Raw genomic sequence first — 12541 nt, 5'->3', positions numbered from 1 at the left:
TCTTTGCACCTACTTTAACATCGGCCAGAGACTGAGCACCAGCAGAACGGCCATGGTTATATTGAACCATTTCAGCCGGACAGGATCGGAGAGCCAATCGCGCAGGACGGAGCCGAAGCCGGCCCAGGTCGATACGCTCGGGACGTTCACAGCGGCAAATGCGAATCCGACGACAAGGACCGTGAAGAGATAGAGCTGTTCGTTGGTGTAAGTGGCCATGGCGGTGACAGCCATCACCCACGCCTTGGGATTGACCCATTGGAACGCAGCAGCGCTGATGAAACTCATCGGCTTTGCATCGCTTTCCGCCTCGCTCAGGCTGCGCGAGGTGCCGATCTTCCAGGCAATCCAGAGGAGATAGGCCCCGCCGGCAAATTTCAGCGTGGTGTAAAGCACGGGCACCGTGTGCAGAAGCGCACCCAACCCCAATCCCACTGCAATCAGCAGCACAAAAAAGCCGACGCCGATGCCGAGCATGTGTGGAATGGTGCGCCGGAAACCGAAGTTCACACCGGAGGTAAACAACATCATGTTGTTCGGTCCTGGCGTGATCGAGGTCGTGAATGCAAAAAGTAGAAGAGCCAGAAATGTATCCAGCGCCATGATGCCTCCCAGGACACCGTATTGTGACAAGGCGGCATCCAAAATTCTTTTCGCGCGCGCAAAAATGCGACGGCGCATGACGGTGCGACATTAGTTCGCCGGCCATACGAAAGCCATAGGATGATTGTCACCGTGACAGGACGGATGCCGATTGAAATCCGGTCGAATGCCCCTATCCTTCGGTTTTCTGTAGCGAGGAAAAACCATGCGCGAGCCCATTCCAACTGTCGCCCTTCCCTCCGGCATTCAGGTTCCGGCGCTTGGCCAGGGCACCTGGAATATGGGCGAGAATGCAGCAACCGCCAGGGATGAAATCGCCAGCTTGAAAACCGGTCTCGATCTCGGCATGACGCTGATCGATACGGCTGAGATGTATGCCGATGGCGGCTCGGAGGAGATCGTCGCCAAGGCGATCGAAGGCCGCCGCGACGAGGTTTTCCTCGTCAGCAAGGTCTATCCCGCCAATGCGAGCCGCAAGGGCGCGGTTGCGGCCTGCGAACGCAGCCTGAAGCGCCTGAATACCGATCGCATCGATCTCTATCTGCTGCATTGGCGCGGTAACTATCCGCTGGAAGAAACAGTGGAAGCCTTCGAAGGCCTCAAGGCGGCGGGCAAGATCGAGGCTTGGGGCGTGTCGAACTTCGATGTCGCGGATATGGACGAGCTGCTTTCCGTGCCGAACGGCGGCAATGTCGCCGCCAACCAGGTACTCTACAATCTCTCCCGACGCGGCATCGAATACGACCTCTTGCCCTGGTGCCAGGAGCGCAGCATTCCGATCATGGCCTATTCTCCGATCGAGCAAGGCCGCCTGCTCCACCATCCCGAGTTGATCCGCGTCGCCAAGACCTATCAGGCGACACCGGCGCAGGTCGCGCTTGCCTTTCTGCTGGAACGCGACGGCGTGATAGCAATCCCGAAGTCCTCGAACCCTCAGCGCATCGAGGAAAACCGTGATTCTGTCGATATTGATATCACCGACGAGGATTGGGCCGTGCTCGACGCCGCCTTCCCGCCGCCGTCGCGAAAGAAGTCATTGGACATGCTGTAGGTTCAGGCAGCCGCCTTCTGCTGCGCGACGATCAGCTCGATCGCCCGAAAGACATCGATCTCTCGCCAGTCGGCCGGATCGCGGTAGGTCGGATAAAGTGAAAATGCGGCGGCGGCGATCTGATCGACCGTCCTCCGCTTCGTTCGACGCCCGGCAAGCGCGGCCTTGGTGTAAACGCCAAAATGATCCTCGGTCACTCCCCAGCCCGCATAAAAGGGTGCGGCATAGCAGCGAACCGGAATGCCGCGCAGAAGCGCATCAAAGCCAAACTGGCTGGAAACAGTCCAGACCTCGTCCACGACTTCGAGGATCGAGGCCACCGACACGGCATCGCCAATCATGACCACATCACCCTTAGAAGTCGATCCGGTAAGATATCCCTTACGAAGCCCGGCCATGACATCCGGATGGGTGCGAATGAGGCATTGCGCATCGGTTGCCAGCGCATCGGCAAGCATCTTCTCGAAGGAGGCATTGGAGCCGAGCGCCCTGTCGACGGAAACGTCGCCAACGACCTGATCTACCAGCAGAATGCGCCGCTTGCTCGTCCGCTCGATGTGAGGCGATCGATGAGGGAGATGATTATATTTCGAGAGCTTGTTGAGAACGATCTGCTCGCGAATTGCGCGGCCGAGCTCTCCCGCCTCCCCGGCACCTTCTATTAGCCGCTCAAGCCGGGATGGCCTGCTTGCATCGACGGGCAGACCGAGATCGTCGATAACGATGGACAGCGGAATGGCGCCGGACTTGCCGAGCCCCATCGACCGCAGGAAACCGTCCTCGAGATGCCAATGTGGCAACCGACGAAACCGCGCGATCTCGGCGGCCACCTTGGCCGGCGCACGGCCACCCCAGGAAACAATGCCGCCGATTCCGGGAGAAAGGATCGATGCCAGTTTCTGCGAGCCGAAATAATGCCCAAGCCAAGGAAAGTCACCGCGCACGAAGGGCGCCGCGCCGAGACACATGCCGACTGGCGGATGCCACGGCTTGTCGCCGATCTCAGCCATTGTTGCCGTGTTTCCTCTTCTCCCCTCGGGGAGAAGGTGCCGTCAGGCGGATGAGGGGGTGCCTGCCAGGAGTGCGAAAACCCGCGAATTCAAATCGGAAAGCCCCCCTCATCCGACCCTTCGGGCCACTTTCTCCCCGAAGGGAGAAGGAATTTGCAGCGCCGATTTGCCTCATATGCGAGTACCCCCTCAACACTGCAGGCTCTTACATTCCCTGCGAGCCACGGTTCATCGCAGCGATGCCGGTGCGGCAGACTTCGATGAGGCCGAGCGGCTTGACGATGGCGATGAACTGATCGATTTTCGAGGACTTGCCGGTGATCTCGAAAATGAAGTGCTCGACGGTCGCATCCACGACCTTGGCGTGGAAGGCGTCGGCCAGCCGCAGCGTCTCGGCACGAGTCTCGCCGCTTCCGGTCACCTTCAGCAGCGCCACTTCGCGCTCGATCGGCCGCTCCTGGCCGAGTTCGCGGGCGCGCACCGTCAGATCGACGACGCGGTGAACGGGAACGATGCGCTCAAGCTGCGCCTTGATCTGCTCCAGCACCTGCGGCGTGCCGCGCGTCACGATGGTGATACGCGACAGATGCGCCTGATGTTCCGTCTCGGAAACCGTGAGGCTCTCGATGTTGTAGCCTCGGCCGGAAAAGAGGCCGATGACGCGGGCGAGAACGCCCGGCTCGTTATCGACGAGCACCGAAAGCGTATGGCTCTCGGCCGCCGCGGTTTCCGGCGAGATGAAATAGGCGGAGCCCGTGGGTTGAAGGTGTGCGTTCATAATCCTTGTTCCGTTTCCTCGGTTCTTGTTCGGTATGCCAGCGAGATCCGTTGGGGCGCGGCTCCTGCTGCGCCCCAGCTATCGATCAAACCAGCTGACGACCCTTGGCGTCGATGGCGTTGGCGACGGCCTCGTCGGTCGCCTCATCAGGCAGCAGCATTTCATTATGCGCCTTGCCCGAGGGGATCATCGGGAAGCAGTTGGCGAGATTGGCGACGCGGCAATCGAAGATGACCGGCTTCTTGACGTCGATCATCTCCTGAATGGAGGCATCGAGATCACCCGGCTTTTCGCAACGCAGGCCGACGGCGCCATAGGCTTCCGCCAGCTTGACGAAATCGGGCATCGCCTCCGTATAGGAATTGGAGAGACGATTGCCATGCAGCAGCTGCTGCCACTGGCGAACCATGCCCATGTACTGATTGTTCAGGATGAAGATCTTGATCGGCGCATTGTGCTGGATCGCAGCCGACATTTCCTGAATGCACATCTGGATCGAGGCATCGCCGGCAATGTCGATAACAAGGCTCTCCGGATGTGCGATCTGCACGCCGAGCGCTGCCGGCAAACCATAGCCCATGGTTCCGAGACCGCCCGAAGTCATCCAGCGGTTCGGCTGTTCGAAACCGTAGAACTGCGCCGCCCACATCTGATGCTGACCGACTTCCGTCGTGATGTAGGTATCGCGATGTTTGGTCAGCTCATAGAGACGCTGGATCGCATATTGCGGCATGATGACATCGTCGCTTGGCTTGTAGGCGAACGAGTTGCGCGCGCGCCAGCGGGCAACATCAGCCCACCAATCGCCCAAACGCTCTGCGGCAGGCTTCTGCGGCAGTGCACGCCACAGGCGAACCATATCTTCCAGAACATTGCCGACATCGCCGAGAATGCCGACATCGACGCGGACATTCTTGTTGATCGAGGACGGATCGATATCGATATGGATCTTCTTCGAATTCGGCGAAAAAGCATTCAGGCGGCCGGTAATGCGGTCGTCGAAGCGTGCACCGATGCAGACCATGACGTCGCAATCATGCATCGCCATGTTGGCCTCGTAGGAACCATGCATGCCGAGCATGCCGAGCCAGTTCTTGCCGGAAGCCGGATAAGCGCCGAGGCCCATCAGCGTCGAAGTGATCGGGAAATCGGTCAGCTCGACCAGCTCGCGCAGCAGCTTGCAGGCTTCCGGACCGGAATTGACGACGCCGCCACCGGAATAGATGACCGGACGACGAGCATTTTTCATCAGCTCGATCGCCTGCGTGATCTTGTTGAGATCGCCCTGCATCTTCGGCTGATAGCTCTTCTGGACGTGATGCGCTTCCGGCGGCGTGTAGGTGCCGGTTGCGAATTGGATGTCCTTCGGAATGTCGACGACGACGGGACCTGGACGACCCGACTGGGCGATGCGGAAGGCTTCATGAATGACCGCTGCCAGCTCATTGACGTCCTTGACCAGCCAGTTGTGCTTGGTGCAAGGCCGCGTGATTCCGACCGTATCGCATTCCTGGAAGGCGTCAGAGCCGATCAGCGTGGTCGGGACCTGACCGCTGAGACAAACGAGCGGTATGGAATCCATCAAGGCATCCTGCAGCGGCGTAACCGCATTGGTCGCGCCAGGGCCGGAGGTGACCAGCATGACGCCGACCTTGCCGGTGGAGCGGGCATAGCCTTCGGCCGCATGACCGGCGCCCTGCTCGTGGCGGACGAGAATGTGCTTGATGTCGTCCTGCTGGAAGATTTCGTCATAGATCGGAAGCACAGCGCCGCCCGGATAACCGAAGATGTGCTCGACGCCGTTGTCCTTGAGCGCCCGCAGCACGATCTCCGCGCCTGTCATTCGATTGCCGCTCGCCTGATTATCTGTGCCGGTCATACGTTTGTTCCGCTGTCTGCTGGAGGTTTGGAAAGATGAAATCTCGATTTCGGGCATAAAAAAAGGCCCCTTAGGGAGCCTGTCATCTAGCGCATGGGTGGCTGTCGCCGGATGGTTACACCATCCTGCCCATGCGCCTTCCCACCACGATAAGAACGATCGAGTTTTTCATGGGCCGAAGTGATAGACAGAAAATTTCGAAGCGTCAACGCGTGAAGCAATAAAAAATCGCGACAGCATCATAACCCTATAAAAAGCACGGGTAACAGACAGGGTTTTGTTAAGCCCACGTCTCTATGCTCCGGCATCTATTAGTTGGGGTAACTGTTTGCTGAATAAAGACCTGCAGACATCAGGCAACGCTGGAGATTTTGATCGCCGCGACAAGCTGAAGCCGGGAAATCGCTTCCTTGGCCGCGTTGTCGCGTGCAACGGTTCCAGAGCGACGATCGCCGCTGTGGCCGAGGCCGGCGGCACGGACCTAACCGAACTCTGGTCGGTCGGCCGACTGATCTCCATCAGCGTCGGGAAGAACCGCGTCGCAGCCCTTGTCTATTCGATGAATACGCAAAGCGTCGGCTGGGGAGAAGGGCAGGACAATCTCTTCCGCATCGAGGTGGAACTGCTCGGCGAAGTCCGTGTCGGACCGGACGGCCGCGAGGAGTTTTCGAGCGGCATATCGGCCTATCCCTATCTCGGTGCAATCGCGCACCGTATCCGTGCGGCCGACCTTATGCGCATTTTCGATGCCGGCAAGGGCAGCAGCTGCGTCATCGGCAAGCTGACGCAAGACGAAAGCATCGATGCTGCCATTCATATTCCCTCCATGCTCTCGAAACACTTCGCTGTCGTCGGCTCCACAGGCGTCGGCAAATCCACTGCGGTCTCGCTGCTGCTGCACAAAGCGATCGCAGCCGATCCAAAATTGCGCGTGCTGATCCTCGATCCGCACAATGAATTCGCCGCCGCCTTCCCGAGGCACGCCGTCGTCATCGACACCGATACCCTAGACCTGCCCTTCTGGCTGATGCGGCTGGAGGAGTTCAGCGAAGTCGTTTTCCGCGGCCGTCCTGCAGTGCCGGAAGAGCTCGATGCGCTGCGTGACCTTATCCCCGAAGCGAGACGCGCCTTCCGCGGCAGCGATTCCACTCTGATGCGACGCCAGACGGAAAAGGCCTCGGTGACAGCGGACACGCCGGTTCCCTACCGCATGGCCGATCTGCTGGCATTAATAGACGAGCGCATTGGCCGCCTCGAAGGCCGTCAGGAAAAGCCGCATCTGCGCTCCCTAAAGATGCGCATCATCTCGGCGATCAACGATCCCCGTTATCACTTCATGTTCTCCAACAACACGATCACCGATACGATCATGGAGACCATCGCCAAGATCTTCCGCATTCCCGGTGACGGCAAGCCGATCTGCACCTTCCAGCTCGCCGGCATCCCTTCGGAAGTCATCAATTCTGTCGCTTCAGTGCTTTGCCGCATGGCCTTCGAACTGGCGCTCTGGAGCGAGGGCGCAATCCACATGCTCGTCGTCTGCGAGGAAGCCCACCGCTATATTCCCGCCGACCCAACGCTCGGCTTCTTCCCGACACGACAAGCCATTGCCCGCATCGCCAAGGAAGGCCGCAAATACGGCGTATCGCTTGGCATCATCACGCAGCGACCGGGCGAACTGGATCAGACGATCCTGTCGCAGTGCTCGACGCTCTTTGCCATGCGCCTTGCCAATGATCGCGACCAGGAAATCATCCGTTCGGCCATCCCGAACTCCTCGATCTCGACGACAAGCTTCCTGTCGTCGATCGGCAATGGCGAAGCCATCGCCTTCGGCGAGGCCATCGCAGTGCCGATGCGGATGCGCTTTTCCCAGGTCGAACGGCATTTGCTGCCAAAAGCCAGCGGCAGCGTCGCAAAAACCAGTGAGGATTCGCCGGATACGGTCGATTTGCGCACGATCATCGGCCGCATGCGCTCGATTACAGGTCCCGATATCAGTCCTCTGCAGCAGAGCTACAATGCTATGCCCATGTCGCATATCACGGATGACTTCGACGAAGTGTTAGTCGAGCAGCCAATGCGGCCCCAAGCGGATACGAGCCAGCAACCGATCGAACCCTATCGTCCGGACATGCTGCCGCGCACCGCCACACCGCAACCCGCGGCCGCCTCGCAAACATCGATCGACAGCAAGCTTGCGGAACTGCGCCGCGAATTCCGCAGTGATGAAGGAGGCACGCGCTCGGTGCCAAGAGAGGCCGCGCCATCTCTGCGGCGAGAATCCGGCTTGTCCTTGCGGGACAGCATTCTGAAAAAGCCACTCAGCAGCCTTTACGACAAGGACTGACTCCCGAACTACGGGCTCAAACGCTCCCAACTCTCGTCCATCTGATTGCGGAACCAGGTCATCTGCCGCTTGGCATATTGCCGCGTCGCCGCAGATCCGGTTTCGATGACCTCGGCACGTGTCATCTCCCCCTTCAGCATCCCGGCAATCTGCGCGACCCCGATAGCTTTCATGACGGGCATTTCCGGCGGAAGATCCAGTGCCAGAAGAGCCCGCACCTCGTCTTCCGCTCCCATCGCCAGCATTTTCTCGAAACGGCTGTTGATGCGTTCGTGCAGAATAGCGCGCTCAGGCAGAACCACGATCTTTCGTGCACGATCGGGATCGATGACCATTGGCCCGTTCTTCCCCTGAAAAGCGGCGATGGACCGGCCCGTTGCTTCGATCACCTCCAGGGCGCGAACGATACGCTGCCCGTCCTGCGAGTTCAGCGTTTCCGCGACGGCGGCGTCGCGCTCCGCAAGCTCACGATGCAGCGCTTCCGCCCCTTCCGCCACCAGCCGGCTGCGGAGACGATTGCGGATACCAGGCGGAATTTCCGGCATGTCGGACAGTCCGCCCGTCAGCGCCTTGAAATAAAGACCCGTACCGCCGACGAAGACAGGCATTCTGCCCTCGACGCGCAGGCGCTCGACCAAAGCGTCTGCCTCGCGCAGCCAGACGCCAGTCGAATACGCCTGTCCCGCCGGGACGTGGCCGTAAAGATGGTGTGGAATGCCCTCCATATCGGCCTCGGAGGGCCGTGCGGTCAGCACGCGCAGGGTATCATAGACCTGCATGCTGTCGGCATTGATGACGACACCATCATGCGAACGGGCCAATTCTACCGCCAGTGCGGACTTGCCGCTGGCGGTTGGCCCGGTTATCAGGATCGCGTCGATATTGCTTATAGGGTTTCTGCTCATGGCCTTCGTTGCCACGCTTATTGCCAATCCGTCAAACCCCGTTCTCGTTCCGGCTATCGCCGAACAGGCGGCTGATGCTGTCAAAGCGTCCGGGCTCTATTGGCTTGCCGACGGCATTGCCTGCGATATCGCGCTTCGCGACGACACCGATATCGAGGCAGCAGAGGCCAATATACTGGCGGTGATCGGCAGCGAACCTATCGATCTCGTCATCCAGCAAGCCGAGACCCGCCGCAAGAAATTGCTGATTGCCGACATGGATTCCACGATGATCGGCCAGGAATGCATCGACGAACTCGCCGCCGAAGTCGGCCTCAAGGATAAAGTAGCTGATATCACCGCCCGCGCCATGAATGGGGAAATCGCCTTCGAGCCGGCGCTACGCGAGCGCGTCGCTCTCTTGAAGGGACTGCCGCTCTCCGTTGTCGACGATGTCATCGCCAAGCGCATCACTCTGACGCCAGGCGGCCCCGAACTCATCGCCACCATGAAGGCGAAGGGTTATTACGCCGCCCTTGTTTCCGGCGGCTTCACCGTCTTCACCAGCAGGATCGGCGCCACCCTCGGCTTCGACGAGAATCGGGCAAATGTCCTGCTGGAAGAAAAGGGTATCCTGACCGGCCTCGTCGAAGAGCCCATCCTCGGTAAGCAGGCCAAGGTGGACGCGCTGAACGATATCGCCGAAAAGCTCGGTATATCCACCGATGACGCCATGGCCGTCGGCGACGGCGCCAATGACCTCGGTATGCTGCAGCTTGCCGGTTCCGGCGTCGCGCTCCATGCCAAGCCAACTGTTTCGGCGCAGGCCAGGATGCGCATCGACCACGGTGACCTGACTGCCCTGCTCTATATCCAGGGCTACCGCAAGACGGACTTCGTCAAACCATAGAGCAGCGCAAATCGCCGAGCTCGGGGACCGCAGATGATCATTACCGAAACCGAACGCCTCATCATTCGCAATTGGCGCGAAGGGGATCGCGACCTGGCCTTGGAGATCAATTCCGACGAGGCGGTCATGGAATTCTTCCCGTTTCGCCGCAATCGCGCGGAAGCGGACGCCTTCTTCGATCGCGTCCAGTCGATGATCGCGGAAACCGGGCTCGGTCTCTATGTGCTGGAGCTCAAAGCCAGCGGCGAGGCAATCGGTTATTGCGGACTGGTGCGCACCGATCATCTGGAACCGTTCGTCGCGATCGGAACCGTCGAGATCGGCTGGCGGCTGGTGGCGCGGCACTGGGGCAAGGGATTGGTCAGCGAGGCGGCGCGGGCGCTTCTTGCCCACGGCTTCGAAACGCGCGGCCTCGACGAGATCGTTTCCTTCGCCGTGCATAACAATGTCAGGTCGACGGCTGTCATGGAGCGGATCGGCATGCATCGCGTCGAGGGCGGCGATTTCAACCATCCCAATGTGCCCGATACCCATCCACATCTGCAGCGCCACGTCCTCTACCGACTGACGGCAGCTCAGTGGCGCTCCCGGCAATGACCCCGATCGAAACGGCTCGGCTGATCCTGCGCCCCTGCGCGGAAGAGGATCGCGGGTTGTTTTATGAACTCAGCTCGGACCCAGCCGTCCTCGAATTCTTCCCCTTTGCCCGCAGCCGCGAAGATGCCGACACCATCTTTTCCATGATCCGGAACGTAACGCCGGAACCCGGCTTCGAGCTTCTCACCACGGTCTTGAAGGGTGATGGCACGGCAGTCGGTTTCTGCAGCCTGTCGAGAGTGCAGCTTGAACCGCATTTACCGAGGGATGCCGTGGAAATCGGCTGGCGGATATCAGCGCGCCATTGGGGAAAGAGCTACGCAACCGAGGCCGGTATAGCTCTTGTGCGTCATGCTTTCACCGTCCTGAATCTCCGCGAGATCCTGTCGGTTGCCGTCCATGACAACAGCCGCGTCCTCGCGGTAATGCGCAAGATCGGCATGCATCCAGATCCGGCCTGCGATTTCGACCATCCGCAAATTCCGGAGACGCATCCGCACCTGAAGCGTCATGCTGTCTACCGCCTGAGCGCCGCAAAGTGGCGGGCGCAACAGGCGATGCAGACCGGGAGCTGAATTCTACTCCAGCGCGACGGCGATAAAGCGCAAGTCACCGTTCGGAGACGCAATCATCATCTGCGCATTGCGGCGGCCTTCCCGCTTCAGTGAGGCCACTTTCTCCGAGGCGGCACTCGGAGTCTGGACGAATTCCTGCGCGACCTCGACGACGACATCGCCGGGCTTCAGCCCCTTCTCCGCGGCTGCCGAACCTGGCGCCACTTCGGTGATGACGACGCCATCGACACTGTCGGCGATGCCGAAGCTCTTGCGGTTTTCGGCAGTCAGCGTCGAGAGCTTCATTCCGAGAATATTCGAGGTCGCCTGAACTGGCGGCTGAGCCTGCGGTGATTGCTGCGGGTCGCCGCCCTGATCCTGTCCATCCATACCGTCGTCGTCACCATCGTCTCCCTGGTCGGGATTGATGACGCCGTCACTGTTGCCCTTATCGTCAGGCGCAAGCTGCGGCTTCTTGTTCTTGTCAGCGCTTGCCGCTGCCGCCTGATCGCTGTCCTCCAGCCGACCGAGCGTCACCTTGATGGTTTGCTGCTTGCCATCGCGATAGACGACGACATCGACTTCCTTACCGACGGGGCTTTCGGCGACAACACGCGGCAAATCGCGCATCTCGTCCACATCCTTGCCGTCGAACTTCAGGATGACATCGCCCGCCTTGATCGAGCCGTTATCGACAGGGCCGCCCTTGATGACACCAGCCACAAGGGCTCCCTTGGCTTCTGAAAGACCGAGACTATTGGCGACATCGTCCGTGACCGGTTGGATGCGCACGCCGAGCCAGCCGCGGCGCGTCTCGCCGAAGTCACGGAGCTGATTGACGACGCCCTCAGCCAGTTCGGACGGGACGGCAAAGCCGATACCGATCGAGCCGCCGCTCGGGGAGATGATGGCGGTGTTGATGCCGATCACCTCGCCCTTCATGTTGAAGAGCGGACCGCCGGAATTGCCTTTGTTGATCGCCGCATCCGTCTGAATGAAATTGTCGTAGGGGCCGGCGTTGATGTTGCGGCCACGCGCCGAGACGATGCCGACGGTCACCGAGCCGCCGAGGCCGAAGGGATTGCCGATTGCCATCACCCAGTCGCCGATCCGCATCTTGGAGGAATCGCCGAATTTGACCGCCGTGAGCGGGTGCTTCGGCTCGACCTTGAGGACCGAAAGGTCAGTCTTCGTATCCGTTCCGATCAGCTTGGCCTTCAGCTTCGTGCCGTTCGGAAAGATCGCCTCGATATCGTCGGCCCCTTCGATGACGTGATTGTTGGTGACGATATAGCCTGAGGGATCGATGACGAAGCCGGAGCCGAGTGAGCTCACCTTGCGGTTGCTGTCGTCGTCTTTCTTGTTATTGAAGAAATCGTTGAACTCATCCTGATAGGGCGAATTGTCCGGCACCTTCGGGGTCGCCGGCCCATTCCCCTCATCCTTGACCTTCTGCGACGTGGAAATATTGACGACCGCATCGAGCAATCCGGAAGCCAGATCCGCAACCGATGCCGGACCGGCAGTCATGGCCGGGTTCGTCGTGACCGTTGGAGATGCTGCCGGCGGCGTCTGATTGTTGGTCGCGGCCGGCGGCTGGGCACCTGCGGCTGCACCGCTGTTCTGCGTCTGCGCATAAGCCTGTTCGGTGACGCCCGCAACGGGGCCGGCAATCAATGCGATGCTTGCGAGCAAGGCAAACGAACGGCTGAAAGGCAGGCGATTGGTCGAAGCCATCAGGCATCCTCATCAAGATAGGGGAAAACTTGTATAAGCATCAACATAAGGCGGAATGATGAAGCGTGAAATCACCTTTTTGAGAAATCCCCGAAGCTCCTCGCCGCCGATGCTTGTAGGCGAAAGGTGATGCAATCCGTCATAAAGAAAAGGGCCGCCCTGAGGCAGCCCTTTCGTTTCAGTGTATG

At 59.9% G+C, this 12541-nt stretch carries 11 protein-coding genes; 5 read left to right on the top strand and 6 right to left on the bottom strand.

All coding sequences use genetic code 11. The annotated features are described in order from the left end of the window. Positions 1–9: 9 nt before the first annotated feature. Positions 10–603 (bottom strand): LysE family translocator, encoded by a 594-nt coding sequence (locus GDN47_RS04660; protein WP_152092678.1) that lies wholly within the window; start codon positions 601–603, stop codon positions 10–12. A 205-nt stretch (positions 604–808) separates the two neighbouring features. Between GDN47_RS04660 and GDN47_RS04655 the strand changes: the two genes are divergently transcribed. Beyond that, positions 809–1654, top strand: coding sequence for an aldo/keto reductase (locus tag GDN47_RS04655; RefSeq protein WP_113352011.1), 846 nt, complete (start codon positions 809–811; stop codon positions 1652–1654). Between the two features lie 2 nt (positions 1655–1656). Here GDN47_RS04655 and GDN47_RS04650 read toward each other — a convergent pair whose 3' ends face one another. The 3 genes from GDN47_RS04650 to GDN47_RS04640 form a co-directional block, all read right to left on the bottom strand. Next, the gene (locus tag GDN47_RS04650) at positions 1657–2664 is read right to left on the bottom strand and encodes a capsular polysaccharide export protein, LipB/KpsS family (RefSeq protein ID WP_233789757.1); all 1008 of its coding nucleotides are present in this window, start codon (positions 2662–2664) and stop codon (positions 1657–1659) included. Positions 2665–2869: 205 nt separating this feature from the next. Further along, positions 2870–3442, bottom strand: coding sequence for an acetolactate synthase small subunit (gene ilvN, locus GDN47_RS04645; protein WP_113332962.1), 573 nt, complete (start codon positions 3440–3442; stop codon positions 2870–2872). Positions 3443–3527: 85 nt separating this feature from the next. After that, on the bottom strand, positions 3528–5321 hold the full coding sequence (locus GDN47_RS04640; RefSeq protein WP_113332961.1) for an acetolactate synthase 3 large subunit: 1794 nt from the start codon (positions 5319–5321) through the stop codon (positions 3528–3530). 328 nt (positions 5322–5649) lie between these two features. On the opposite strand from GDN47_RS04640, the gene GDN47_RS04635 reads away from it, so the two are divergent. Beyond that, positions 5650–7671 (top strand): ATP-binding protein, encoded by a 2022-nt coding sequence (locus tag GDN47_RS04635; RefSeq protein ID WP_152092677.1) that lies wholly within the window; start codon positions 5650–5652, stop codon positions 7669–7671. Between the two features lie 8 nt (positions 7672–7679). Here the strand turns inward: GDN47_RS04635 and miaA are convergent, their stop codons facing one another. Beyond that, entirely contained in the window at positions 7680–8576 is an 897-nt protein-coding gene (miaA, locus tag GDN47_RS04630; RefSeq protein ID WP_152092676.1) for a tRNA (adenosine(37)-N6)-dimethylallyltransferase MiaA, read from the bottom strand. Between miaA and serB the strand changes: the two genes are divergently transcribed. From serB to GDN47_RS04615, 3 genes are read left to right on the top strand one after another with little or no spacing between them, the layout of a single operon-like run. After that, a complete protein-coding gene (serB, locus tag GDN47_RS04625) occupies positions 8575–9465 on the top strand; it encodes a phosphoserine phosphatase SerB (protein ID WP_113352007.1) in 891 nt (296 codons plus the stop codon). The two genes, miaA and serB, sit on opposite strands and share 2 nt — an antisense overlap. A gap of 33 nt (positions 9466–9498) precedes the next feature. Beyond that, positions 9499–10062, top strand: a complete 564-nt coding sequence (locus tag GDN47_RS04620; RefSeq protein WP_113352006.1) for a GNAT family N-acetyltransferase — start codon at positions 9499–9501, stop codon at positions 10060–10062. Next, on the top strand, positions 10059–10637 hold the full coding sequence (locus tag GDN47_RS04615) for a GNAT family N-acetyltransferase (RefSeq protein WP_152092675.1): 579 nt from the start codon (positions 10059–10061) through the stop codon (positions 10635–10637). Before GDN47_RS04620 ends, GDN47_RS04615 begins: the two co-directional genes overlap by 4 nt. A 3-nt stretch (positions 10638–10640) precedes the next feature. Here the strand turns inward: GDN47_RS04615 and GDN47_RS04610 are convergent, their stop codons facing one another. After that, entirely contained in the window at positions 10641–12353 is a 1713-nt protein-coding gene (locus tag GDN47_RS04610; RefSeq protein WP_152092674.1) for a DegQ family serine endoprotease, read from the bottom strand. Between the last annotated feature and the right edge of the window lie 188 nt (positions 12354–12541).

The organism is Martinezella dioscoreae, from assembly GCF_009176305.1.
Classification (GTDB): domain Bacteria; phylum Pseudomonadota; class Alphaproteobacteria; order Rhizobiales; family Rhizobiaceae; genus Rhizobium; species Rhizobium dioscoreae.
The sequence above is the reverse complement of the archived record's forward strand: the minus strand, read 5'-3'. Positions and strand labels throughout refer to the sequence as shown.

Excerpts from the sequence above, each read along its gene's own strand:
- GDN47_RS04650 (WP_233789757.1), bottom strand. The coding sequence starts at position 2,664 with ATGGCTGAGATCGGCGACAAGCCGTGGCATCCGCCAGTCGGCATGTGT.
- GDN47_RS04660 (WP_152092678.1), bottom strand. The coding sequence starts at position 603 with ATGGCGCTGGATACATTTCTGGCTCTTCTACTTTTTGCATTCACGACC.
- GDN47_RS04640 (WP_113332961.1), bottom strand. The coding sequence starts at position 5,321 with ATGACCGGCACAGATAATCAGGCGAGCGGCAATCGAATGACAGGCGCG.
- miaA (WP_152092676.1), bottom strand. The coding sequence starts at position 8,576 with ATGAGCAGAAACCCTATAAGCAATATCGACGCGATCCTGATAACCGGG.
- GDN47_RS04615 (WP_152092675.1), top strand. The coding sequence starts at position 10,059 with ATGACCCCGATCGAAACGGCTCGGCTGATCCTGCGCCCCTGCGCGGAA.
- GDN47_RS04655 (WP_113352011.1), top strand. The coding sequence starts at position 809 with ATGCGCGAGCCCATTCCAACTGTCGCCCTTCCCTCCGGCATTCAGGTT.
- GDN47_RS04620 (WP_113352006.1), top strand. The coding sequence starts at position 9,499 with ATGATCATTACCGAAACCGAACGCCTCATCATTCGCAATTGGCGCGAA.
- serB (WP_113352007.1), top strand. The coding sequence starts at position 8,575 with ATGGCCTTCGTTGCCACGCTTATTGCCAATCCGTCAAACCCCGTTCTC.
- GDN47_RS04610 (WP_152092674.1), bottom strand. The coding sequence starts at position 12,353 with ATGGCTTCGACCAATCGCCTGCCTTTCAGCCGTTCGTTTGCCTTGCTC.
- ilvN (WP_113332962.1), bottom strand. The coding sequence starts at position 3,442 with ATGAACGCACACCTTCAACCCACGGGCTCCGCCTATTTCATCTCGCCG.